This is a genomic window from Alkalicoccobacillus murimartini (genome assembly GCF_030813245.1).
In the GTDB taxonomy this organism is placed as follows: Bacteria; Bacillota; Bacilli; order Bacillales; family Bacillaceae_D; genus Alkalicoccobacillus; species Alkalicoccobacillus murimartini.
The window spans coordinates 25,522-50,068 of record NZ_JAUSUA010000002.1; the positions used below are offsets into that span (position 1 = coordinate 25,522).

Annotated in this window: 27 protein-coding genes; 9 read left to right on the forward strand and 18 right to left on the reverse strand. The window is 40.9% G+C overall.

Annotated features, from left to right (window positions below):
- The first annotated feature begins 159 nt into the window (after positions 1 to 159).
- A complete protein-coding gene (locus J2S05_RS06705) occupies positions 160 to 315 on the forward strand; it encodes a hypothetical protein (protein WP_306981183.1) in 156 nt (51 codons plus the stop codon).
- Between the two features lie 43 nt (positions 316 to 358).
- Here J2S05_RS06705 and J2S05_RS06710 read toward each other — a convergent pair whose 3' ends face one another.
- Both J2S05_RS06710 and J2S05_RS06715 read right to left on the reverse strand, forming a co-directional pair.
- Entirely contained in the window at positions 359 to 1,705 is a 1,347-nt protein-coding gene (locus J2S05_RS06710) for a glucose-6-phosphate isomerase (RefSeq protein ID WP_306981185.1), read from the reverse strand.
- A gap of 118 nt (positions 1,706 to 1,823) precedes the next feature.
- Positions 1,824 to 2,984 carry an iron-containing alcohol dehydrogenase gene (locus tag J2S05_RS06715; RefSeq protein ID WP_306981187.1) on the reverse strand — a complete coding sequence of 387 codons (1,161 nt, stop codon included), beginning with the start codon at positions 2,982 to 2,984 and terminating at the stop codon, positions 1,824 to 1,826.
- Between the two features lie 208 nt (positions 2,985 to 3,192).
- Here J2S05_RS06715 and J2S05_RS06720 point away from each other — a divergent pair, with 208 nt between their 5' ends.
- Positions 3,193 to 3,420: a DUF378 domain-containing protein gene (locus J2S05_RS06720; protein ID WP_143846529.1), complete on the forward strand. Its 228-nt coding sequence runs from the start codon at positions 3,193 to 3,195 to the stop codon at positions 3,418 to 3,420.
- A gap of 97 nt (positions 3,421 to 3,517) precedes the next feature.
- On the opposite strand, the gene yugI is transcribed toward J2S05_RS06720, so the two are convergent.
- The 5 genes from yugI to J2S05_RS06745 form a co-directional block, all read right to left on the reverse strand.
- The gene (gene yugI, locus J2S05_RS06725) at positions 3,518 to 3,949 is read right to left on the reverse strand and encodes a S1 domain-containing post-transcriptional regulator GSP13 (RefSeq protein WP_306981192.1); all 432 of its coding nucleotides are present in this window, start codon (positions 3,947 to 3,949) and stop codon (positions 3,518 to 3,520) included.
- Positions 3,950 to 4,109: 160 nt separating this feature from the next.
- On the reverse strand, positions 4,110 to 5,255 hold the full coding sequence (locus J2S05_RS06730; RefSeq protein ID WP_306981194.1) for a DEAD/DEAH box helicase: 1,146 nt from the start codon (positions 5,253 to 5,255) through the stop codon (positions 4,110 to 4,112).
- A 33-nt stretch (positions 5,256 to 5,288) separates the two neighbouring features.
- Positions 5,289 to 6,068: a hydroxyethylthiazole kinase gene (gene thiM / locus J2S05_RS06735; protein ID WP_306981196.1), complete on the reverse strand. Its 780-nt coding sequence runs from the start codon at positions 6,066 to 6,068 to the stop codon at positions 5,289 to 5,291.
- A gap of 75 nt (positions 6,069 to 6,143) precedes the next feature.
- Positions 6,144 to 7,325, reverse strand: coding sequence for an aminotransferase (locus J2S05_RS06740; protein ID WP_306981197.1), 1,182 nt, complete (start codon positions 7,323 to 7,325; stop codon positions 6,144 to 6,146).
- Positions 7,322 to 7,816: an Lrp/AsnC family transcriptional regulator gene (locus tag J2S05_RS06745; protein WP_306982630.1), complete on the reverse strand. Its 495-nt coding sequence runs from the start codon at positions 7,814 to 7,816 to the stop codon at positions 7,322 to 7,324. The genes J2S05_RS06740 and J2S05_RS06745 overlap by 4 nt, the downstream gene beginning before the upstream one ends.
- Positions 7,817 to 7,915: 99 nt before the next feature.
- Here J2S05_RS06745 and J2S05_RS06750 point away from each other — a divergent pair, with 99 nt between their 5' ends.
- Positions 7,916 to 8,524 (forward strand): cysteine hydrolase family protein, encoded by a 609-nt coding sequence (locus J2S05_RS06750; RefSeq protein WP_306981199.1) that lies wholly within the window; start codon positions 7,916 to 7,918, stop codon positions 8,522 to 8,524.
- A 154-nt stretch (positions 8,525 to 8,678) separates the two neighbouring features.
- Here J2S05_RS06750 and J2S05_RS06755 read toward each other — a convergent pair whose 3' ends face one another.
- Both J2S05_RS06755 and J2S05_RS06760 read right to left on the reverse strand, forming a co-directional pair.
- Positions 8,679 to 9,149: an S-ribosylhomocysteine lyase gene (locus J2S05_RS06755; RefSeq protein WP_306981201.1), complete on the reverse strand. Its 471-nt coding sequence runs from the start codon at positions 9,147 to 9,149 to the stop codon at positions 8,679 to 8,681.
- A gap of 55 nt (positions 9,150 to 9,204) precedes the next feature.
- Positions 9,205 to 9,618 carry a hypothetical protein gene (locus J2S05_RS06760; protein WP_306981203.1) on the reverse strand — a complete coding sequence of 138 codons (414 nt, stop codon included), beginning with the start codon at positions 9,616 to 9,618 and terminating at the stop codon, positions 9,205 to 9,207.
- A gap of 129 nt (positions 9,619 to 9,747) precedes the next feature.
- On the opposite strand from J2S05_RS06760, the gene J2S05_RS06765 reads away from it, so the two are divergent.
- A complete protein-coding gene (locus J2S05_RS06765) occupies positions 9,748 to 10,566 on the forward strand; it encodes a YihY/virulence factor BrkB family protein (protein WP_306981205.1) in 819 nt (272 codons plus the stop codon).
- An 85-nt stretch (positions 10,567 to 10,651) separates the two neighbouring features.
- Positions 10,652 to 10,924: an HU family DNA-binding protein gene (locus J2S05_RS06770; protein ID WP_306981207.1), complete on the forward strand. Its 273-nt coding sequence runs from the start codon at positions 10,652 to 10,654 to the stop codon at positions 10,922 to 10,924.
- Between the two features lie 61 nt (positions 10,925 to 10,985).
- Here J2S05_RS06770 and J2S05_RS06775 read toward each other — a convergent pair whose 3' ends face one another.
- Complete coding sequence (locus J2S05_RS06775) at positions 10,986 to 12,476, reverse strand: leucyl aminopeptidase (protein WP_306981209.1); 1,491 nt, start codon at positions 12,474 to 12,476, stop codon at positions 10,986 to 10,988.
- 156 nt (positions 12,477 to 12,632) lie between these two features.
- Here J2S05_RS06775 and J2S05_RS06780 point away from each other — a divergent pair, with 156 nt between their 5' ends.
- Entirely contained in the window at positions 12,633 to 13,100 is a 468-nt protein-coding gene (locus J2S05_RS06780) for a divergent PAP2 family protein (protein ID WP_306981210.1), read from the forward strand.
- Positions 13,101 to 14,907: 1,807 nt separating this feature from the next.
- On the opposite strand, the gene J2S05_RS06785 is transcribed toward J2S05_RS06780, so the two are convergent.
- The 4 genes from J2S05_RS06785 to J2S05_RS06800 form a co-directional block, all read right to left on the reverse strand.
- Entirely contained in the window at positions 14,908 to 15,630 is a 723-nt protein-coding gene (locus J2S05_RS06785; RefSeq protein WP_306981213.1) for a 3D domain-containing protein, read from the reverse strand.
- Positions 15,631 to 15,707: 77 nt separating this feature from the next.
- On the reverse strand, positions 15,708 to 16,025 hold the full coding sequence (locus tag J2S05_RS06790; RefSeq protein ID WP_306981215.1) for a YuiB family protein: 318 nt from the start codon (positions 16,023 to 16,025) through the stop codon (positions 15,708 to 15,710).
- A gap of 77 nt (positions 16,026 to 16,102) precedes the next feature.
- On the reverse strand, positions 16,103 to 16,918 hold the full coding sequence (locus J2S05_RS06795; protein ID WP_306981218.1) for an alpha/beta fold hydrolase: 816 nt from the start codon (positions 16,916 to 16,918) through the stop codon (positions 16,103 to 16,105).
- A gap of 17 nt (positions 16,919 to 16,935) precedes the next feature.
- Complete coding sequence (locus J2S05_RS06800; RefSeq protein ID WP_306981220.1) at positions 16,936 to 17,517, reverse strand: CGNR zinc finger domain-containing protein; 582 nt, start codon at positions 17,515 to 17,517, stop codon at positions 16,936 to 16,938.
- A gap of 90 nt (positions 17,518 to 17,607) precedes the next feature.
- Between J2S05_RS06800 and J2S05_RS20480 the strand changes: the two genes are divergently transcribed.
- Positions 17,608 to 17,922, forward strand: coding sequence for a DMT family transporter (locus tag J2S05_RS20480; RefSeq protein WP_370873630.1), 315 nt, complete (start codon positions 17,608 to 17,610; stop codon positions 17,920 to 17,922).
- A gap of 28 nt (positions 17,923 to 17,950) precedes the next feature.
- Complete coding sequence (locus tag J2S05_RS06805) at positions 17,951 to 18,313, forward strand: DMT family transporter (RefSeq protein WP_306981222.1); 363 nt, start codon at positions 17,951 to 17,953, stop codon at positions 18,311 to 18,313.
- A gap of 16 nt (positions 18,314 to 18,329) precedes the next feature.
- Here the strand turns inward: J2S05_RS06805 and J2S05_RS06810 are convergent, their stop codons facing one another.
- The gene (locus J2S05_RS06810) at positions 18,330 to 19,529 is read right to left on the reverse strand and encodes an NAD(P)/FAD-dependent oxidoreductase (protein ID WP_306981224.1); all 1,200 of its coding nucleotides are present in this window, start codon (positions 19,527 to 19,529) and stop codon (positions 18,330 to 18,332) included.
- A 324-nt stretch (positions 19,530 to 19,853) separates the two neighbouring features.
- Here J2S05_RS06810 and J2S05_RS06815 point away from each other — a divergent pair, with 324 nt between their 5' ends.
- Complete coding sequence (locus J2S05_RS06815) at positions 19,854 to 20,846, forward strand: NAD(P)/FAD-dependent oxidoreductase (protein ID WP_306981225.1); 993 nt, start codon at positions 19,854 to 19,856, stop codon at positions 20,844 to 20,846.
- Between the two features lie 46 nt (positions 20,847 to 20,892).
- Here the strand turns inward: J2S05_RS06815 and J2S05_RS06820 are convergent, their stop codons facing one another.
- From J2S05_RS06820 to J2S05_RS06830, 3 genes are read right to left on the reverse strand one after another with little or no spacing between them, the layout of a single operon-like run.
- Entirely contained in the window at positions 20,893 to 22,014 is a 1,122-nt protein-coding gene (locus J2S05_RS06820) for a mannitol-1-phosphate 5-dehydrogenase (RefSeq protein WP_306981228.1), read from the reverse strand.
- Complete coding sequence (locus J2S05_RS06825; RefSeq protein WP_306981230.1) at positions 22,014 to 22,451, reverse strand: PTS sugar transporter subunit IIA; 438 nt, start codon at positions 22,449 to 22,451, stop codon at positions 22,014 to 22,016. Before J2S05_RS06825 ends, J2S05_RS06820 begins: the two co-directional genes overlap by 1 nt.
- Positions 22,452 to 22,453: 2 nt before the next feature.
- Positions 22,454 to 24,544 (reverse strand): BglG family transcription antiterminator, encoded by a 2,091-nt coding sequence (locus tag J2S05_RS06830; protein WP_306981232.1) that lies wholly within the window; start codon positions 24,542 to 24,544, stop codon positions 22,454 to 22,456.
- Positions 24,545 to 24,547: the final 3 nt, after the last annotated feature.

Sequence of the window (24,547 nt, forward strand, 5' to 3'; positions counted from 1 at the left end):
TCCCATTAGTATTAGGTATTCCCCAATATCATTTTCTTACACATTTATTTTATGACTTCATCATATTTCTCAAAAATCTAGAGTGAATAGATTGTGTTCTTTAATTGGTGTACACTTATGGTAAGCTGACTTTTTTAAACGGAGGGATTACGTTACATCATGATGAAACATGCTGAAGGACTTGGAATGATTTTGGGGCTTGTGATTGGAATGACAATTGGTCTGACTACAGGCAATATTGCCTTAGGTATAGGCGTTGGGATAGCAATAGGCGTAATCGGAAGTGTTATGTTTTCTAGAAGAAAAGAAGACTAAGCAGATCAAAAAAACGCAACCACATGGTTGCGTTTTTTTATTATTATAGACGTTTTTCTAACGCTTGCTTTTCTTCTTCATACCCTTTTTTACCAAGTAGTGCAAACATGTTTCGTTTGTAATCTTCTACACCTGGTTGGTTAAATGGATTAACACCTAGTAGATAACCACTGATTGCACAAGCCTTCTCAAAGAAATAAACCAAATATCCAAAGTGATATTCATTTAATTCAGGAATGTTCACCACTAGATTTGGTACGCCACCATCTGTGTGGGCAAGCATTGTACCTTGGAATGCCTTTTTATTAACAAAGTCCATGGTTTGACCTGAGAGATAGTTTAATCCATCAAGGTCAGACTCAGCTTTTTCAATAACTAGTTCTTCGCGAACGTTCGTGACATTTAAGATCGTTTCAAAGAGGTTTCTACGACCGTCTTGTACGTATTGTCCCATTGAGTGAAGATCCGTTGAAAAATCAACCGCTGCTGGGAAAATCCCTTTTTGATCCTTCCCTTCACTCTCACCAAACAATTGCTTCCACCATTCAGAAACATAATGCAACGAAGGCTCGTAGTTCACAAACAGCTCCGTCGTTTTCCCTTTGTTATACAGGAGATTACGAATCGCAGCATACTGATACGCCTCGTTCTCTTCAAGTTTAGGGCTGTTGTATGCTTTTCTTGCGTCTGCTGCACCTTCAAGCATAGTCTTGATATTTAGTCCGCTTACTGCAATAGGTAGAAGTCCTACAGCCGTTAGGACAGAGAAACGACCGCCTACGTCATCTGGAATGACAAACGATTCATAGCCCTCTTCTGTTGCAAGAGTTTTTAGTGCACCTCGTTTGCTATCTGTTGTTGCGTAGATACGTTTTCTTGCTTCTGCTTTTCCGTACTTTTGTTCAAGAAATTCACGGAAAATACGGAACGCAATGGCAGGTTCAGTGGTTGTGCCTGATTTTGAGATAACATTCACTGATACATCTTTGTCTTTTAGTAGATCAAATAGATCTCTTACATAGGTGGAGCTAATATTCTGACCAACAAAAAAGATTTGTGGTGACTTGCGGTCTTCAGAAGCTAATGTATTGTAGAAGCTATGTGTCAACGCTTCAATCGCAGCACGTGCCCCAAGGTAAGACCCACCGATTCCAACGACAAGTAATACATCTGAATCTTTGCGGATTTTTGCTGCTGACTTTTCTATACGTGCAAATTCTTCTTTGTCATACTCAACAGGTAGGTCAATCCAGCCTAAATAATCGCTGCCTGCCCCTGTTCCTTTGTGTAAGGAATGATGAGCTGCTTCCACAGCTGGTGCAAGATTACTGACCTCTTGCTCATTAAAAAACGATAGAGCTTGTGAATATTGAAATGTTATGTTCTCCATATTCCGAAGAACCTCCCTTACATTCTATTATGTATATAACTACTTTACCGAATAGGCTTTCAAAAGACAAGTATTACAATGGTAAAAAAGGCGGGAGTGTTCCCGCCTTTTTGCCACCTTACAGTGCCGCAGTAAGAATTCTCGCTGTATCATCTTTATTTAACACAGCATAGCGACCGAACTCTCCGTTCGCTGCCGCAATACCAGCCATGCGATCAATTTGACTTTCATCAATATCATAATCAGCTAATCTATTTGGAGCGCCTAAGCTTGTCCAGAATTCACTTAATTTCTGAATGCCTTCTTCTGCTATTTCCTGATCTGTTTTGCCTTCTGGATCCACGTTCAATACTCTTACAGCAAGCTGTACATGAGGCTTCGGATTGTCATCGATACTATTTCTTAGCCAATGTGGGAAGATAATAGCCAATCCTCCTGCATGTGGGATATCAGAAATAGCAGATACAGCATGCTCGATATTGTGGGAACCCCAGTCTCCTCTTGCTCCCATCTGAGTCACACCGTTTAATGCCATGGTTCCGCAATAAAGAATCGTTCCACGATGCTCCAGGTTTGTAGGGTCTTCGAGTAATTGTGGAGCTGTTTCGATAACTGTTTTTAAAATGGATTCGCAGATGCGATCTTGAAGTGGCGTGTTCTCCACACGATTAAAGTATGCTTCAAGAACATGACTCATCATGTCTACCATTCCGTATACCGTATGATCACGCGGAACAGATAGAGTGTTCTTTGGATCAAGAATAGAGAAGGTTGGGAATGAATATGGACTTCCCCAGCCAATTTTTTCATTGGTATCCCAGTTTGTAATAACCGATCCTGCATTCATTTCAGAACCTGTTGCTGCAAGTGTCAAAATAGTACCAAAAGGAAGTGCAGCTGTAGCTGTTTCTTTTTTGGTGATTACATCCCAAATATCCCCATCGAATTTGGCTCCAACAGCAATAGCTTTGGTTGCATCAATGACACTTCCACCACCTACGGCAAGAATAAATGAAATACCATTCTCTTTACATAGCTCAATGCCGCGACGAACAGTTTTCAAACGCGGGTTTGGTTCAATACCAGCAAGTTCTGTCACCTCAGCACCAGCTTGATTTAACTGATCAAGTACCGTGTCATACAGTCCATTTTTCTTAATACTACCTCCACCATAAACAAGTAAGATCTTCTCATTTTTAGGGAGCTGTGAAGCGAGCTCATGTGTTTGATCGATTCCATATATAAGTCGTGTTGGGTTATAGTACGTAAATGTTTCCAAGCTTAACGCCTCCTCATTGTTCTAAAACTTATCCTAATCAGTTCTACGCTGTGTGTAAAGAAACTTGCCTGAGCGCTTATTCTGACCCAATCCTTGCATCACTAATCTTCGTTCATGCATAATTTCATCTTTATTTTCTCATTCTAATGAAGAAGCACACCCTCACATCGACGGTTGTGCAAATCCTACAACAACGGAGGTGATTGATGTGAGTGGCATTCAACGGACTGCTCTTGTGCTAGCTATTATTGGAGCAATCAACTGGGGACTTATTGGTTTTTTCCGATTTGACTTAGTAGCAGCTTTATTTGGTGGTCAAGCAGCAGCTTTTTCAAGAGTAATTTATGCTTTAGTTGGACTAGCAGGACTTTATTGTATTTCAATACTGTTCAAGCCAGATGAAGAAATTGAGCGAATTCCTGAAACGGAAAGATAATTTTCTATTGGAAATAGAGGTGTACATCCGTGCACCTCTATTTTTGTACAAAAAAAGCCCCTGTAAACACAGGGACTTCTCCTTAAAACAAACTTACTTATTTCTTTGCACGTTTGTTTAGGTCTGCTTGAATTTCGTTAGACTGCTTCAACCACTCTTTAAGCTTATCTTCAAGTGTGTTAAAGCCTTGTTTTTGTTGCTGTTGAGGTGGTTTACGTGAACCGCCTCCACCGTAGCTTCCGCCACCGCCGCCGCTTGGACGAGGTTTGCTTGCTGGACGAGCTGGTGCTTCCTGAGTTGCACGGATTGATAGAGAAATTTTTCCTGAGTTCTCATCAATAGAGATAACTTTAACTTTCACTTCATCTCCAACAGTCAGAACATCATTGATATCCTTAACAAAGCCGTGAGCCACCTCCGAAATGTGTACTAACCCCTGCTTTTGTTCATCGATCGCAACGAAGGCTCCGAAAGGTTTGATTCCTGTGATTTTTCCTTCGATGATACTGCCTACTTCATAATTAGCCATGCACATACATCTCCCAACTATTTTTTAACCTTTTGATTTTAACATAGGTTTGTGATTTATGCAAAAAGCGTTTAAATAAGAAATTTTATGGTCCATTTTTGTCTATATAATACATATAAACGAATCTTTCATCGACTAAACCTGCGATCGAAAAGACGAGCTATTTCGCTTCTTCGATCAAACGGCCACCTCTTACTATTGCTTTATTCAAGGTTAGGTCGAGACCACGTTTTAATTTTTCTAATTTGTATGCTTGATGCTGTTCTAACAAAGTAAATACACGTCCTGATTTTCCAACTCTTCCCGTTCGTCCTGCACGATGCAGATATGAATCGGTTTCGGCTGGTGCATCCAACTGAATAATATGTGTAATATCTTCCACATCTAATCCACGAGCTGCGATATCTGTTGCCACAAGTATATGTAGCTCACCTTGACGAAACGCTTTAAGAACTTTTTCACGCTCTTGCTTTGTACTCTCAGAAGAAAGAGATGCTGCTTTTAACCCTCGATACTTCAGCTTTTCCGTTGTTTCAGTAAGGCGTTCTAATTGGTTCACAAAAACAATACCCCTTTGAACGTCTTCAGCATGAATAAGTCTACGTACAGTATCAATTTTGTCACGGGCTTCACACTCAATATAAAAGTGTGACACAAGCTCAGCATTTATTATTTGACCCGAAGCTTCTATTTGCACAGTAAATGGAGCAAACATCGCTGTCTTTTCGGACAATGATTCTGGAATAGTAGCTGAAACAAATAAAAATTGCTTATCTCGGCCAATTCGTTTTGATATTTCCGTTACCGCGTCCCATGAGGACTTTTCACCAAGCATCCGATCGGCCTCATCAACCGTTACACAGATTACATCTTTTAGCTTAAGCTTTTTTAGTTCAATAAGCTCTAGAATTCTACCGGGTGTACCCACAGCAATATGAGGCTTTTGCTTCTTCAGCTTTTCTAGCTGTCGATTAATATTGGCGCCACCTATAAAAGCAGCAATCTCAAGTGGCTCTTCGGCTGATAGCTTTTTGGCCACATCAAGAATCTGCATCCCTAATTCCTGAGTCGGTGCCAGGATAACAGCTTGTAATCCTTTTTTTGAAGCATCCACACGAGAAAGAATCGGTAGCAAGTACGCCAACGTTTTTCCTGTACCCGTTTGTGAACGTGCAATAATACTTTGACCTTCCAGCGCCTCTGGAATCATCTTTTGTTGAATATCAGTTGGTTCCGTAATATTCATCGCTACCAAAGACTCCTGGATAAACGCAGGCAATTGATCTGATTGAAATAAATTACTCATCCTTCTTATGCCACACTTTCTTTTCGATCTATTTTAAGATTCTACTTTACGTAGCTTCAAAACCTCTTCTTCAGTTACTATGCCCAGTTGGTCTATAAAAGCCTGTCCAAATGAACCAAAGCCTTTGTTCGACTGCTCAAACGCCTTCTCAGCAGCTACTCCATAAGATGACACAGCAAATGCCGAAGCTTCTACATACTGATCAGGCTTGACTGTTGCCGCAAACGCTGCAACCACACCACCCAACAAACAACCTGTACCAACTACTTTCGTTAACCAGCTATGCCCGTTGGAAACAGAATAGACCTTTTCTCCGTCAGTAATGATATCTACTTCGCCAGTAACCACAGCTACACAAGTATACGCGTTAGCAAGCTTTTTTGCTACGAGTAGTTTATCACCATCTAAAGAACCATCTACACCTTTTACAACACCATCCATTCCAACAAGAGCCGCAACTTCTCCCGCATTCCCTCTTACAATGGATACATCAACTTCTTCAAGAATTCGATGACAAATGTCCGTTCGAAAAGTGGTAGCGCCTGCCCCTACTGGATCGAGGATCACAGGAGTACCAGCCTTATTGGCCGCTTTTCCAGCTAGAATCATCGCCTCAGTTAATTCTACAGAAGGTGTACCGATATTTAGCAGAAGAGCTCCAGCAGCAGTTGCCATATCTTCTACTTCCTCTTTTGCGTAGGCCATAACGGGAGATGCACCAATAGCGAGTAGTCCATTAGCTGTATAGGTTGTTACTACCATGTTGGTCATACAATGAACCAACGGATTCACTTCTTTTAGGTTGTTTAACACGGTGTATTCCTCCTTTTAACTTTAGACACGAGAAGAAACCACCTATTAGAATGATCTAATAAGTAGTTTTCTCCATTACGCATATTTTGTTAGAAAACGATCTAATCGAGTCATCGCTTCCTGCAAATTTTCCATTGAAGTTGCATAAGAACAGCGGATATACCCTTCTCCACCTTCTCCAAATACATGTCCTGGTACAACAGCGACACGTTCCTCAAGAAGTAACTTCTCTGCGAATTCTTCCGACGTAAAGCCTGTACTTTGAACAGAAGGAAATGCATAAAAAGCTCCACCTGGTGAGTGACAAGATAAACCAATCTCTGCAAAAGTCTTTACTACATAATTGCGACGCTGACGATAGGAGTCACGCATTTGCTGCAAGTCCTCCATGCCATTCTCTAAAGCTTCAATAGCACCGTATTGAGCCATGGTCGGCGCACACATGAGCGTGTATTGATGAATTTTGAGCATAGCAGCCAGAATATCTGGAGGGGCTAATACAAACCCTAATCTCCAGCCCGTCATCGCAAATGATTTTGAGAACCCTGAGATTAAAATCGTTCGATTCTTCATGCCTTCCAGTTCAGCGATGCTAATATGTGGTTCATCATAGGAAAGCTCTGCGTAGATTTCATCAGAGAACACAAGTAAATTATGCTCATTTGCCAATTTAGCAATACCCTCTAACTCATCGCGCCCAACTGTCGAGCCTGTTGGATTATTAGGGAAACAAATCATTAAGGCTTTGGTTCGTGGCGTAATCGCTTGTTTGATTAAATCAGCGGTCACTTTAAAGTTATCTTCAATGCCCGTACGAATTGGTACCGGCACTCCACCAGCCATGGAAACCAACGAACGATAGGATACGAAAGTCGGCTCTACAATGATCACTTCATCACCAGGATTTAGTATGGCTCGCATCCCTATATCAATTGCTTCACTAGCTCCTACTGTAACGAGTACTTCAGTATCAGGGTCATAAGAAACAGAAAAACGAGTGTGCATATAATCGGCAATCGAGCGGCGTAATTCCAGCACACCTGCATTTGCAGAATAAGACGTGAATCCGCGCTCCAACGATGAAATACTCGCTTCTCTCACTTTCCAAGGAGTAACAAAATCAGGTTCTCCTACACCTAATGAAATGACATTCTCCATAGTGGATGCCAAATCAAAAAAACGCCGGATACCTGAAGGAGGAATTTCTTGAACACGCTCTGACAATCTAGATGTTTGATTAACACTAACGGAACTCATGGAGACACCACCATACGTCGATCTTTATCAGGCTCATCAAAAACCACACCATCATGCTTGTATTTCTTAAGTTGAAAGTGTGTCGTTGTGGAAATCACAGAGTCAATCGTCGATAGTTTGTCGGATACAAATCGTGCACTTTCAGACATTGTTTTACTCTCAATTACAACAGACAAATCATATGCTCCTGACATCAAATACAGGGCTTTCACTTCTGGAAAACGATAAATTCGTTCTGCCACTGCATCAAATCCAACGCCACGCTTTGGCGTTACTTTCACATCTATTACTGCCGTAACACCCTCTTGATTTCGTACCTTGGTCCAATCAATAACGGCTGAATAACTAAGGATCACACGTTCCTTTTCCAGCTCTTTGAGGTATTGCTTTACTTCTTCTTCTGTAACCTCTACCATTTTAGCTAAGATCGGTATTTCTACTCGACCATTTGATTCTATAATATGGAGAATTTCAATTGCTTTTTGATCCATCATGATGGCCCCTTCCAGTGCAAGGATGTTATCTTTATATTTTGTTTATCATAACATAGTGGACAGCATTGAACGAATACTCTTTTTTACAATTTGGAGGTGTTTCACATCGAAAAAACATCAAAGTCAAAAAATAAAACAGCCTTAATTATTATTGATATGATTAATTCTATGGAGTTTGAAGATGGAGACAAGCTATATGAACGCGCATTGCCTTGTGCAGAGAATATTGCTGAATTAAAAAGGCGAACAAAGGATGCTGGGATTCCTACCATCTATGTCAATGATAACTACGGAAGATGGCAATCAGACTTCAAGGAAATTGTTGAGTACATTATTGAAGAAGATACACGTGGAAAACCAATTACAGAGCTTCTTAAACCGGTTGAAGAAGATTATTTTGTACTGAAACCTAAATTCTCAGGTTTCTTTGCGACTCCCCTTCACCTATTACTTGAGCATCTAATGGTTGAAACCGTTATTTTAACGGGAGTGGCTGGCAACATGTGTGTTCATTTCACCGCAAATGATGCCTATATGCGTGATTACAAAATTTTCGTACCAGAAGATTGTACAGCTTCTAATACGATCCCAGCCAACGAAGAGGCCCTTCACCTCATGAGGGATGTTTTAAAAGGGAGCATCACTCCTTCTTCCAAGCTGACGTTTAAAGGAGACACATCCGCAGATATTATCGATCATGGGTAACAAGCTAGCAGAGCTTGGGACATCGGCAATTTGAGTAAAGCTCACCTACCTTTACGTAACTCAAAGGTTAGGATGATTGGACAAAAAAACGAACCATTATGCTCGTTAACTCAGCATAATGGTTCGTTTTATATGAAGACTAAAATAGTTCTATCTAGTAGATCTCACGAAGTACTTGCTTATCCTGAGATAACCAATACTTCATTAGCTTTTTTGCTCCCTCGAGATCATGGAGCTTCGCTTGGCCACATTGCTTTTCCGTTGCAGCAGGCACTTCTTCAATCTCCAATGAGTACTTCATCGTTTCATCCAAAACATCAATAATCTCGTCTACACTAGGAGTTCCGTGCATAATAAGATAAAACCCAGTCTGACATCCCATTGGTGAGAGATCAATGACATCAAAATGATTGTAAGGTTCCGCAAAGCGACGAATATTTAACGCAAGCAAATGCTCCATCGTATGAATAACGTCTGGCTTCATCGCTCCTTTATTTGGCTGAATAAAACGAATATCAAACTTTCTTACTTCTCCGTCCGTCCCCACTTGTATAGTCCCACATGGACGTACAAACGGTGCTTTTACAATGGTATGATCTAGTTCAAAACTTTCCACTGTTGGCAAGTTGATCACTCCTTTGATTAGTATCTGATTAGTATATCTAAGAAGTGCATGAATGTCACTTTCTCTGTTTTATAAAGCTAGTCTCTTCTGTCGCCACATCGTGCTCCTCAGCAAACTCTTGAAGCTCCTGAATATAGTCACTAGGCTGGAATCGATGTAGCTTTAATCGAAGGCCTTTATGGAGCTGAACAAGCGCAATGGTTTGCCTAGAGGACGTAATAAACAGAATCTTTTTAATCGATTCGGCTTGAATGCTCCGCTTAAAAATTTGGATACCTGCCACATGATAACGCATAGTTAGCGTTGTCTCATCTATTGTAAATGTATAGTGAGAAAACATAATGATCACTAAAACAACAGACACTAACACAAATACAACGAGGTACTGCCCTTCTAAGAACAGGGCATACAATAACGTTGTTAAGAACAATAATATCCATAAAAGTTTTGGTTCTTTTGCTTTATACATAGGGGAATTTCCTCTCTCCTTACCTTCTATTCTCTACTTTTCATTATACAGGAGTTTAGCCTTAGGAAAAGAAGGGGATTTAAGTTCAGAAGCACTTATCACAACTTATTTATTTAAAGGATGATGCATATGAGAAAAAGATCATTTTCTAAACAGCTTTTTACAAAGCTGCAGACGGATCCGATTCCTGATTGGTCCGCTACACTAGCGTATTATTTTATGCTTTCTATTTTTCCACTCATGATTTTTCTGTTAGCTATTATTCCTTACTTCAATTTAGATAATAATGTAATTGAGGGCTTTATTGGAGATTACCTACCTGATGAAATAGGAGCTCTATTTTCAGAAACCATCATTGAAACCGTGAACCAACCATCAGGAGGCTTACTTTCCTTTGGTGTGTTGGCCACCATCTGGTCAGCATCGAATGGATTAAATGCCCTAATCCGAGCGATCAACCGCTCGTACGATATTGAGGAAACACGTAACTTTGTAAAGCTACGACTATTTTCAATCTTGATGACCATTGGGATGATTGTCACAATCGTTATTACGTTAATTATGCCGGTGTTTGGAAATGTCATTATTGGCTTTTTTGAAACATACCTGGCTCTTCCAGAAGCAACAGCTTCTTTACTAAATGCTTTACGCTATCCTGTTGGTGTTATATTCATGATACTGTTACTGACCCTTGTGTATTGGATTGCTCCAAATGTAAAACTGAAATTTAAGGAAGTAATTATCGGTGCGGTTGTGGCTACACTAGGCTGGCAACTTGTTTCCTTTTTCTTCTCTCTCTATATCAGTAATTTTGCCAATTATTCAGCAACCTATGGAAGTCTAGGTGGTGTCATCATCCTTATGCTTTGGTTCTTTATTACAGGAATCATGCTCGTTTTAGGTGGTCAAATCAACGCTGTGATTTATCAGCGCAAGCGATTTGTTTAATATTTTTCTGCCAAATGTATAATTCCTTTTTAAAAGGGAAAGGATGGTAGCAGATCGCAACCTAGAAAAAAGGAGTTGGTAATACATGAATAAATCAGAACTTATCCATGCAGTCGCAGAACGTGCTCAACTAACAAAAAAGGATGCTGGATCAGCCATTCAGTCAGCTTTTGATATTATTTCAGAATCACTGGAAAAGGGAGAAACCGTTCAGCTTATCGGATTTGGTAATTTCGAAGTAAGAGAACGTGCAGCCAGAAAAGGTCGTAATCCTCAAACCGGTGAAGAAATCAGTATTGCAGCTACAAAAACTCCAGCTTTTAAAGCTGGAAAACAGTTAAAAGACGCTGTGAAATAAGTACAATTTACTGAAAAAAGCCAGCGGATCAGAAGATCCGCTGGCTTTTTGTGTAAATGAATTAAGTATGAGAAACAACAAGTCTTGTTAAAGTACGAGCCATGACTCCTGTTGCTCCTGCAGGTCCATTTGTCGATGGCTTATCCTGCCAAGCTGTTCCTGCAATATCTAAGTGAACCCATGGCGTGTTCTCAACAAACTCTCCAATGAACAATCCAGCTGTAATACTGCCACCAGCACGACCCGGTGCATTATTAAGATCAGCTACATTACTAGTCTGAAGCATTTTCTGATAAGGCTTATGACTTGGCAACTGCCAGATCCATTCTCCTGCCGTCTCTGATGCCTCTGTAACCTTTTGCATCCACTCATCGTTGTTCGTAATCGCACCCGTTGTATAATCTCCTAGTGCAACCACAACAGCCCCTGTAAGCGTCGCTACATCTACTAGATAGTCGACACCCAGCTGACGAGCATAAGCCACACCATCCGCAAGAATTAAACGACCTTCAGCATCCGTATTACGGATTTCAATTGTTTTACCAGTCATCGCCCGGATAACATCTCCTGGCTTCAAAGCAGAACCATTAATCATGTTCTCCGCTGATGGAATCACTGCAACAATGTTTACTGCTGGTTTGAGCTGCCCAATAGACTCCATCGCTCCAAGTACAGCACCTGCACCACCCATATCCATCTTCATTTCATGCATACCTAGCGCAGGCTTAAGCGAAACACCACCCGCATCAAACGTCATACCTTTTCCTACTAAACCAATGGCATTCTCCCACTTGTCTGTTCCTTGATATGTTAAGACAATCATCTTAGCTGGTTGATCACTTCCCGCCGTGACAGCAAGCAATGCTCCCATACCAAGTCTCTTCATGTCTTCTTCTTCAAGAACCTCAAGCTTAAAACCATAACGCTCAGACAACTTATGTGCTTCCTCTGCTAGATCAGTAGGCGTTAAAAGATTGGCTGGAGTATTCACAAGAGTCCTTGCGTAATTTGTACCCTCTGCATAAGCCTTTCCTTCTACCGCTGATTGAGCTACATCATCTGAGGCCTCTGTGTATAAGGTAACAGCTTCAAGATGCTTCTCTGGCTTATTAGACTTTTCCTTATAATCGACTACTTCATATGTACTTAACCCTAAACCTTCACCAATCAAAAAAGCAATATCGCTGGCATCTGTTTGATCTGCTGCTAAGAAAGCATCAAGACTAATCGCTACATCTGTTACACGATCTTCTTTCAACTTTTTGCCAAGCTTGCCTGCAAGCTCGCGAATAACCTCAGCATCTACTTCCTTTTTATCTCCTAAACCAATGGTATAAACAGTAGCTGTTTTAGCTTGACCAAACGTATAGAATGAACGAAGCTCACCCTTATCAGAAGAAAGCAAGCCTTGCTTCTTTAACTCTTCGATCTGACCATTCAACATTTCATTAAGATCAGAAGCTGCTGTATCTAATCCACCATTCTTTAATAGCCCAATAACAAACACGTCATGTGATGACTCTTTCGTAAACTGTCTCGCTTGTGTATACAAACTGATCCCTCCTTATTATTACACTAGTATAACATAATTCCCTAAAAAACAGCGTAATCTAATGAATACTATCTTTTTAATCCATGGGGTGTCTGTGCTATAATAATGATATTGAATACGTGATTTTGTTTCGTAGGAAAGGACGTCATCGCATACATGGAGATTTTTCAAAACTTACCTTTGTGGTCTGCACTAATTGCCATTATTGTGGCTCAATTCATCAAAATCCCCTTAGCCTTTATTGCAACAAGAAAGCTTAACTTTGAACTTTTCACCAGTACCGGCGGCATGCCCAGCTCTCACTCCGCCGCAGTAACAGCCCTTTCCACTGCCGTTGCCATTGAACTCGGACTAGACTCTCCTGTATTTGCGGCAACAGCCATTCTAGGTATCATCGTAATGTTTGATGCTACAGGTGTCAGAAGACATGCAGGCTATCACGCAACTGTCTTGAACCAGCTTGTGGCAGATTTCAACAAGCTTGTGGACGAAGTGAAGACATGGCCAAAAAAAGAAGATGCAGACAAACTAAAAGAACTACTCGGACACCAACCCATTGAAGTATTTTTCGGCGCATTACTTGGGATCTTCTTAACACTTGGACTATACGCTTGGATTTTTTAATATTAGAGTTAATGCAAAAAAGGCATGGATTTCGGTTGAGACCGGATTCGTGTCTTTTTTTTGGTGGGTGGGAGGGGAGTATTTGTGTGGAGATTTGTTAAGATGGATCAACGTTTATCAAGAGGAGGTGGGGCTTGGTAAGAGAGACGTTCGAGAGAGCATGAGCATGCTCCATTTATTGTGGTGATATCAAGAAGGTTGAGCTCTGGGGCAAGAGCAGACGCGTATTTGGCAAGAGGGGATTGGCCTTATCAAGAGGGATATCCGCTTTATCAAGCCCGACCGCCTTTTACCACGATGGGAGCGGTGTCATCAAGAAGGTTGAACTTTGGGGCAAGAGCAAGAGCATAATTATCAAGAACTCGGATCCTTTATTAAGAGCAAACACACTTTTGGCAAGAGATAGTGCGTCGTGACCAAGACCTTCCACATCTCATGCCTGGTTCACACCCTCATCGGATAAAAATGGTCATTTTTTTAGAGATTATTTAGTTTGAGGGGTTTATCACGAAGAAGGCACCACCCACCACGATAGATCATCGTTTATCAAGAGGAGGTGGGCCTTATCAAGAGGGACATCCGCTTTACCATGATCGACCGCCTTTTACCACGATGGGAGCTGTTTCATCAAGAAGGTTGGGCTTTAGGGCAAGAGCAGACGCGGATTTACCAAGAACTCGGATCCTTTATTAAGAGCACACGTACTTTTACCAAACCCCAAAACGCCGTTACCAAGACCCTCCTCCCCCGCTTGCCTCGTTCACCCACCCATCGGATAAAAATGTACATTTTTTAAGACCTTATTTAGTTTGAGGGGTTTACCACGAAGAAGGTACCATACACCACGATCGATCATCGTTTATCAAGAGGAGATGGGCCTTATCAAGAGGGACATCGGATTTACCAAGATCGACCGCCTTTTACCACGAGAAGAACCGTCTTATCAAGAATTTTGACCATGGGACCAAGAACTCCCACGCCGCACCAAGAACCCACCCCCTTTGTCACGAGCAACCCCACTTTTACCAAGAAACAGTATGCCGTTATCAAGAACCCGCACCCTCTCTAACCTCGATCACCCACCCATCGTATAAAAATGTACATTTTTTAAGACCTTATTTGATTTGAGAGCTTTATCACGAAGTAGGCACCACCCACCACGATAGATCATCGTTTATCAAGAGGAGATGGGTCTTATCAAGAGGGACATCGGATTTACCAAGCCCGACCTCCTTTTACCACGAGGAGGAACGCCTTATCACGAAGATTGACCATGGGACCAAGAACACCCACGCTCGCACCAAGAACCCACCCCCTTTGTCACGAGCGACCCCACTTTTACCAAGAAACAGTGCGCCGTTATCAAGAACCTGCACCCTCTCTAACCTAGTTCACCCACCATAGGATAAAAATGTACATTTTTTAAGACCTTATTTGCTTTGAGGGCTTTATCACGAAGTAGGCACCATCCACCACGATAGATCATCGTTTACCAAGAGGAGATGGGCCTTGTCAAGAGGGACATCCGTTTTACCAAGCCCGACCGCCTTTTACCACGAGGAGGAACACCTTATCACGAAGATTGACCATGGGACCAAGAACATCCACGCTCGCACCAAGAACCCACCCCTTTACCACGAACAACTGCACTTTTTATCAAGCGCCAGAACTCGTTTACCAAGCACCACAGCTACTTTACCAAGACCGCCCACTCCGCCCCCCCTCAAACAACCTTCACCAAACCAATAAAACAAAAAAAGCCACTCCATTAGTCCTTTTCTGACTAATGAGATGACCTTTGTTTATTTTATGGATCGATTTGTCCTCGGAATACTTGGACAGCTTCGTCTTGATTCATCGCTTCTAGTTCGTCTTGACTTAAGGAACCTGAGCCTTGTTCTACGATAAAGACATCTAATTCTTTTTTGCCCCAGCGTTCATAGACGTCATCGACGGTATGGTAGTAGAGGTCAATTTTGTTTCCTTTGATGGCTGAGCCTGTGTCTGCGACTACTCCATATCCATATCCAGGTATAAAGAGCACTGTGCCTAATGGGAAGACACTTGTGTCGGCCGCTATGGTTGAAAAGACGTCTCTTGTGACGGGTACGCCGGAGTATGTAATCCCATACGCGGCATCGCCGGGAACTTTACCTGTTGATTCGTAGCCTGCTGTATAGCCTGTTGCTTCTACTCGATGGGCAGGATACTTTGACCAGTCCTCTAAATAATCAAGACTATTTTGGTCTGCCTCACCAGAAGTAGTGACCTCTGCTGACATGGTGGCATGTGCCGTTTGATAGGTCGGCAGTTCTTTTTGCGCCAATGATACTTGTTTGTGCTCATGGTCGCTTGCTTGGTAAGGGAACTGTTCTGATTTGGTTAGTTCTGTTCTGACCCATGTATTTACTTGATTTGGTTGTACACCTGAAATGGTTGTAAATGTTGCCCAAATCGCCACAAGTAAAAGCACAGTCATCGCTGCTCGACTTGTTATGTTTCTAGAATGACGCCTTTTTGGCAGATTCAAGAATACTCACTCCTCTCACAGAACAGCTTTTCCAAAACATTGGAGAAGTATTCATTTGAGAGAGGAGTCAAAAAGGTTTAGAACATTTGGTAGCCACGTACGCGGAGCATTTTAATAACAATGCCCGCTATAATTGAGCCTATGAGTCCAAAGGATAATACAAGGTGATCGACCACTTTCAAATTCAATAGAGCGTATCCGAGGTTCTGTAATTCGCTTAATGGTTGTGTCAGGTACCCACCCAGCGGACTTTGATTTACTATAATTAATACAACAAGCGGATAAATAAAAGCCATCAGCCATGTTGAACGTAATAGCATATTCAATAAGAAACCGATTCCAAAAAACATGACTAGAAAAATCAGCATAGAAATAACCAGCTGAGGAATATTCATATACCTTCACTCCTATCTTCTTTTCTAGTTTACAAAACAGAATAGATTTCAGTCAATCTCAAGTTTTAAAAGAAAGCTTAATTGAGCAGATCCTTAAGGAGATAGCCCAATAGTCTGGTTGGTTGGTCCTCTTGTATGAGGTGTCCAGCAAAAGGTACATTCATAAATGTTGACGTCTTTATCCTTTGATGTAATTCCTCACCTTTTTTAATAGGAATCCACTGATCTTCTTCTCCCCAAATAAGTAAGGTAGGGATCTCAATCGTCTGATAAAGAGGCTCCAATTCATCTGTATATGATTGGTTGGCTTGGGCAATTTGACGGTAGAACGCAGCTTGTCCAGAAATGCCTAACCATGGATCTAGAATTCCTTCCATCGTTTCAGTGCTCATAGGATGATACATAGCTCCTTGAATATAATCAGTCACAATGGCCCGATGGATTTTCTCAGGAAGACCAGTAAAGGCAGATTCAAATTTATTTACATGGGAGAAAAAAGGAGAACCCCACGGCGCAAGCGCGACTGGATCAATCAGAATCATCTTTTTAAATGCCACTTTTTCTAGCAAATGCGTACGTAGAACCGTTGTTCCACCAAAGTCATGTCCAATTACAATTGGGTTATCTAATTTCCAATAAGTAAGAAGTTCCTTAAGAACCTTACTTTGTATATCTAAGGAAACCGCCTCAGCTTTCTCTGATTTTCCATAACCCACTAGATCGTAATAATAAACAGTAAACCACTGACTTAGTGATGGAATGATGTGTCTCCAATTAAAGGAGGACCAAGGTGTACCATGAACCAAAACAAGTGCTGGGCCATCCCCCTTTTTTTCAAATTGGATCTCTCCGAATGTTGATGTAAACCTCTTTGTTAATTCAAAATGACCCATTGCCTTTGCCTCCATTTTTATTTCTTTTTTGAATGATAAAACCTCTTGGCCTTTTCTCGATTCCCACAAACATCCATGGTGCACCACTGTTTACTTTGATTTTTTGTCTTATCAATAAACAACCATTCGCAACGTTCACTATTGCATTGCTTCACCTTTTTTATGTGTGATGAGGTAAGAAGTTCTTCAAAGGCAAGTACAACTGGAAAGACTATTTGTTTTAATCCTTTTAGATTTTTTAACTCTTTGACGAATGTACCATCTTCTGTCTGCGAAATTCTTACGTATGCAGCAACTTGCTGTAACCAGTGGTTCACTGTCGTCAAATGATCTTCATTTATAGTCGTTTGATGCAACGTTCCAATTATGATGCCATACATTGACTCTCTTAGCTTGAGTATTTCTTTTAAATCAATATCTCCAGCTTGAACTACATCATTTGCTCGTAACCCTATAAATTCTGACCACTCTACTAAGTCCGCTTGAGTCTTCAACCATTCTTGATGATGCTCGGTTCCATGAAAATTAGCCGTGTTCATAAAATCTAAGCTGATATCCCCTCCAGCTTTAGTTAATTCAAATGGTTTTGTAGATTCCATATTGGTCCTCCCACTATTATAACTTGCTAAATACATTATAAGTGGTTATATTTATAACTGTCAAAATGATTTTAGGAGGTTATTTAATTCATTTCATATGTTTACTTAATTCTAGCCATTTCTATCGAAGTATTTGCTTCCATTCAATTAAAGCGATCTAATGGCTTACGAAAGATCCTTCCAAGTATTTTTACTTTCGCGGGTTATGGATTCTGTTTTTACTTTTTAGCAAAATCATTAACTTCATTGCCAATGAGCCTTGTATTCGCAACCTGGTCTGGTCTTGGAATTGCTTCAACCGTTCTATTTTCAATTTTATTTTTAAAGGAAACGGCTGATTTCAAAAGAGTCTTTGGGCTCGGGATCTTGCTTTCTGGCATCCTGTTATTAAATTTCGCAGCTTAAGTAGTGACTTTAGGGAGGGGGAGGAGGATTGAACATCTATTCCGTTTATTTAGTATCAGCTATCTTTTTTGGAGTGAACGGTCAGATTGCACTTAATTACTCAGCTGGCTTTACTCAAGTTGGATTTACGATCTACTCGCTTGTATGTTACTTTATAGCCTTTAGTTTCTTATCGTTAGCTGTTAGAGGCATTCCGCTTTCCATTGCCTATGCAATTTGGGGAGGTACTGGGGCAGCTCTGTCCATTTTTATAGGACGATTTCTTTTTGGTGAATCTCTTTCGTTTATTAAGTTTTTAGCTCTCTTCATGATTGTTTTTGGCATCGTTTTTTTGCATGTAACGAGAAGATTCGATTCAGAAAACAAAAAAGCCCCCAAAATTGGGGGCTAAAGATTAGTACGATTTATTAAAATGGCTTTTTCCCTTTTTTCAGAACAAGACCTACTCCACCAAGCATTAGCAGGTAGCGGTTATCAATCATCTTCTTCATGAAGTTAGCTGTTCCACCGTAAAGTTTACGTGACCCAACAGCTCCAATGGCTTCTTTGCCTCCAAGTGACGCTACTGTTCCTTTGATGTCTGGCTTAAAGGTTTTTAACTCGCCACCATTAACCAACGCATTCAAGTTGCTCGCACACACTTCTGCCATCTGCATTGCAATTTGAGCAGTTGGAGGATAAGGACGATTAATTTCTTCGTTAATCAGTAGTGCACAGTCCCCAATAATAAAGATATCGCTAAATCCAGGTGCACGAAGATCAGCTTCTACCTTAATACGACCACGCATGTTTTCAAAACCAGAACGCTCGATAATAGAACTGCCTCGAACTCCTGTTGCCCATACGATTGTAGAGGCCTTAATTTCTTCGCCTTCACCAACCACAACGCCAGCTGCGGTTACTTCTTTAATCGGCGTATTGATCTTAAATTCAACCCCACGGCTTTCAAGCAAATTCATTGCGTACTCGACTAGCTCCGGATCAAATCCAGGTAATGCTGTTGGAGCTGCCTCCACTACATATAACTTTACTTGATCACGCGGAATGTCATACTGCTTACAGAGCTGAGGAACACGTTCAGAAAGCTCACCAATAAACTCGATCCCTGTGAATCCGGCTCCAGCTACTACAAAAGTAAGCAATCCTTCTTCTTTTTCTACTTGGTTATTGTATTTAGCGAAACAATTTTCGATATGGTCTTTAATCTGACGAGCACCATTCACTGTCCATTTGCTGTATGCATGTTCTTTAACGCCAGGTACGCCAAATGTTTCAGCTTCAGCTCCAAGCCCAACAACAAGATAATCGTAATCTAGCTCTCCATCTTTAAGTAGAACCTTCTTTTCTTCTGTCTTGATTTCAACTACTTCGTCTTGAACAAAGTTAATTTTGCGGAAATCCAGTACGCTATTAATAGGCATTCTTGTTTTTTCCGGAAGCATGGTACCGGCTGCTGGTTCGTGTAACCATGTTGTTTGATAATGGTAATCATGTTTGTTTACAAGCGTGACTTTCGCTTCATTATCTCCAACTTTTTTTTGAAGCTTTGTAGCTGTGATCATTCCACCATAGCCTGCGCCTAAGATTACAATATGCGGCTTATTCACAATATCACTTCCATCGATTTATTTTTTAACGTTCACTTGTGATCTATTTCACGAACTAATATACAGGTATACATTTGTACAGAAATCGCCCCAAAATAGACACAACTTATCTATATTCTATAATATGTGTTTTCTCTAGACTTTTCAACAAGTTTCGTGTTATTTATGAAAGAATTTCTGACAATAGTTGATGGCCATCCTAAATTATATGAAAATCGAAACTCATAAAAAGAAAAATGAATGAAAAAGATTCTCAACCTTTGTTTTTCCTATTAAGTATCGCTATAATGGATAAGGCAGATATTATTTCGGAGGTGTCCATTCATGTCAGAACAAGAAGAATTATATGATATTACAATTATTGGGGGAGGGCCAACTGGTTTATTCGCTGCTTTCTATGCAGGCATGCGAAAGGCTAAGGTGAAAATTATTGAAAGTATGCCACAACTAGGTGGACAGCTTTCAGCTCTATACCCTGAAAAATATATATACGATGTAGCTGGATTTCCTAAGGTAAAAGCTCAGGATCTTGTTGAACAATTAACAATTCAAGCTCAGCAATTCAACCCAGAGATCGTCCTTGAACAGGCTGTAAGCGAGCTTGTAAAACAAGATGATGAGACGTTCAAGATTCAAACCGATAAAGAAACGCACTACTCTAAAGCTGTTATTATTACAGCAGGAGCTGGAGCATTCCAGCCACGCCGCCTACAATTAGAAGGCGCAGAAGCCTACGAAAATACAAACCTACATTATTTTATAAAAGACTTAAGTGCGTTTGCCGGCAAAAAAGTGGTTGTTTTAGGTGGAGGCGACTCTGCATTAGATTGGTCTCTTATGCTTGAGCCACTAGCAAAAGAAGTAACGATTGTGCATCGTCGTGACAAGTTCCGTGCTCATGAACACAGTGTGCAGTTACTTGAACAGTCGAATGTGAACATTGTCACTCCTTATGAAATCACTGGTCTAAATAGCGAAGACGGCGCGATTACGCAGGTTGAGTTAAGTGAAGTCAAAGGAGAAGGCAAGAAAACAATTGATGTCGATGCATTAATTGTGAATTACGGATTCGTTTCTTCGCTTGGTCCGATTAAAGAGTGGGGAATTGAGATTGAGAAGAATTCAATTGTAGTGAATTCTAAAATGGAAACAAATATTAAAGGTATTTATGGCGCTGGTGATATTTGTACCTACGATGGAAAAGTAAAACTGATTGCTACTGGTTTTGGTGAAGCCCCAACAGCGGTAAACAACGCTAAGGCTTATATTGATCCAAAAGCTCGTCTACACCCTGGGCACAGTACAAGTTTATTTTAAAAACAGCAAAAAAAGCCTGCCGATTTGGCAGGCTTTTTTGTATTAACTAGATAAGCGCTTGGATTAAAGGATGGTTTTCCTGTAATCCAGTCACTTGAATAAGTGTTTCTTTCTTACCCTTTTCTTTCAGCAACTTCTGTAACTCCTGGCTCTCCGTATCATCTGCAACATCAAAATGAAGTGCTGCCTCAATAACCTGAAGAAGAACCGTTGGCACATGACCTTGGTCAAACAGCATCCTCGCTGGTTTGATTAGTCGATCATCAAAGCCTAACTTTCTGATCGGACCGCGTCCGACGCGTACGATTTCATCAGATAGATACGGGTTTTGAAAACGGCCAATGATTTTAGTGATGTATGCTTCATGCTCTGACTGATCGAATCCATACTCTTCAACTAAAACTTGCTTCGTTTCATTCAGGCCATCTTGCACCTTTTGATAAACCTCAGCATCTTCCATTGCCTCTTTAATCGTTGTAAGCCCGTTCTCATAGCCGAAGTATGCTGCTAATGCATGACCAGTATTCACAGTAAACAGCTTACGTTCAATAAATGGAATCAGATCGTCTACATACGTGACACCTTCGATCGCTGTGTTGTCACCTTTTAAAGAAGGTTTCTCCACTACCCATTCAAAAAATGGCTCTACAGAAACGGCCAGAATATCTTCATTTTTTTGATTAGGTACAATCCGATCTACTGCTGCATCGGCGAAGCCTGTCTTATGACTGATTTCAGCCCATTCATCTTCGGAAACCTGATCCTTAGTGTACTCCTTTAACATTGACGTTGCCCGGATTGCATTCTCACAGGCAATGACATCTAAAGGTTTTGCATCCGCTGCACGAGCTTTTAGACCTTTTGCTAATGTTGGTGCGATGAATTTCAACACCGCCGGTCCGACAGCTGTTGTAATAAGATCAGCTGTGGCAATTTCCTTCACTAAGGCGTCTTCATCATGATTACTATGCAGTCCACGTACACCTGTGACATGCTCCTGACCACCTTGTTCACTGGCAATGGTCACGGTATACTCTCCACGCTTATTGATCTCAGTGATCACCGCGTCATTTACATCAGCAAATATGACTTCATATCCTGCACGGCTTAAGAGAGCGCCGATAAATCCGCGCCCTATGTTACCAGCTCCGAAATGTACTGCCTTCATTACTCATTCACCTCTGAGAAGAATTGAAGAACTTCTTCTGATGTTTTAGATGCTAATAGCTTTTCTACATTTTCTTCCTCTGAGCAAGCAATAGCAATTTTCGATAAAATTTCAAGGTGTTCGTTTCCTTTACCTGCAATTCCAATGACTAAGCGTACATCGTTGCCATCCCAATCAATCGCTTCGTTATAAAGTAGGATAGAAATGCCCGATTCCTTTACTTCCGTTTTTGCTTCCTCTGTTCCATGAGGAATCGCAAGCATGTTGCCCATAAATGTGGAAGTCAGCTCTTCACGCTCGTGCATTTTTACAACGTATTCAGCTGTTACGTACCCACGTTCAGAGAGGATTTTCCCTGCCTCATCAATCGCCTCTTTTTTTGATTTTGCTTGCGCGTTTACTACAATATTATCTTGTTTCAGAATGTTATTTGTCATGTTCAATGCACTCCTTTTAGTAGTAGCTTTTGTATATATTCAAAACAATGCTGACTAATCAGTTTCTTAATCTCTGCCTCTGTACCTGTCTCTACAATCCGTGTGTACTCATCACTTGAGATTAACATCACACTTAAACTACTTAACAAATCAAGTAGGCTCTGATGGGCTTGTAAAGGGGCCAGCATCAGGATTACCCTACTCACATGTACAGGTTTATCTCCCATTGAGGCAATCGATTCTTCCACATCTAGTTCGAGCATTGTAAAGACCGGTTTTAGAACCTCTTCTGTTCGGGTGTGAAATAACGCTAGAGATGTATCTGGTATGCCAAGCCCACCAAGTCGTTCTCTTTGCAATAATGCCTCAAACACAGGCACAGCATCTGTTAGTGCCCCACCCTCTTCTAAATTGGTACAAAGCTCAGCAAGACTCTCGTTCATTACTTTACCCTTTTTTAGGTTAAATGAATCTATAACCAAGGCAATATCATGACTAAGTATCGATAATTGCTCAAAAAAAGTCTCCGGAATATGATCGACACTGATGCTCTGTTTAATCTGAGGGACGCTACTAACAATGGGACGTTTTTTCTTTAATGTTTTGATATGCTGTCTAATTTGTTCGGTTTCTTCTTTTGATAAAAATGGTTTGACCAAAAAGTACTGCTCACTTTGTGTTAATGGCACAGTTGAGATGATTAGATCATAAAATCTTGCTTCTCGCTCATTAAAGTCAAACAATGAAACATTCTCAATCTGTTCGATCTCTGGAAACTCTTTTTCTAAACGACTAGCCAGCAGTTTTGAGGAACCAATACCGCTCGAACAGATAACCATGGCTTTAAGAGGGTTCTTCTGTTGCTGACGTTCTATTGCTGAGCCAAAATGCATCACCAAAAATCCGATTTCTTCCTCTGGTACGGTTATTGACTCAAATACTTGTTCCGATACCTGTTTGACCTTTTTATATAAACTGGCATAGTTTTGCTTGATTCTGGCAAGTAAAGGATTATGAATCTTCATGCCATGATTCATTCGATACATCGCCGGCTCAAGATGCGAGATAAGCCCCGGATAAAGGGAATCGTCGTCAAAAACAAGATCCAGTTGTTTCTCCATCTGCTTAATTAATCGATCTGCAAAGTAAGAAAGCTCTGTGTATGTTTCGTTCGTGAACAGATTCGTTTCCTTTTGAATCTTGGCCCCTCGTAAGTGCATGACAATATAGCCTACTTCTTCTTCTGGAATACGAATGGAAAAAATTGATTCTAGAGAATTCGCAAGCGTTTTGGCTAATTCATACACGGACTCTTGTTGAAGTGACCTTAGTTGTTCCTCATCCATTTGAACATTTTCACCTTGTTGAATTCGTTCAATGGCTAATGCTAGATGAACAATTAGTCCAATGTACGATGAATCCGCCATTTGACCGTTTGAGTGCGTTCGAAGATTTTCCACCGCTTCCTGAACACGTTGAATCTTTTTAGCATCAACAATATCAAGTAGTCTTTCTGATATCGATTCTGTATTTGGATCAGCTGATGCATCCTCACCTAATGATTGATAGAACTTACCCTCGCTTATGTTCTCTGTAATCAAGCTGCTTAAGCTACGTCGAATATTTGTTTCAGAACCAGCAACCTCGACTCCATACCCACGACGCCTAATTAAAGTGAGGTGAAATGAAGATAGCCACTCCTCGACTTTCGTCAAATCATGGCTGACTGTTGCAACAGTTACATTTAGTTCCTCCGCAAGAGAAAAAAGCTTCACTGGTTCCTGCTTTTCAAGCAAGGCTACAAGCAAAAGCAATTGTCTTTCTTCTGGAGTGAATTCACTTGGTTCAAGCGAAGCTAGATCTACTTTCAATCGAGTTAGATGTTCCTGCGCTCCGTGAATATAATAACGATTACTTACATCTTTATGTAAAGTGAGGTCATAGTCTGACATGACCCCACCTAAACCTTTTAAATCACGTTGAATGGTTCGCGTACTAACATCAAGAGAAGAGGCTAACTCACGTACATCAAGATGATCCTGCTCGTTAAGCAAAAGCTTCAACAGCCGTCTTTCTCTAGCTGGGATATACATGAG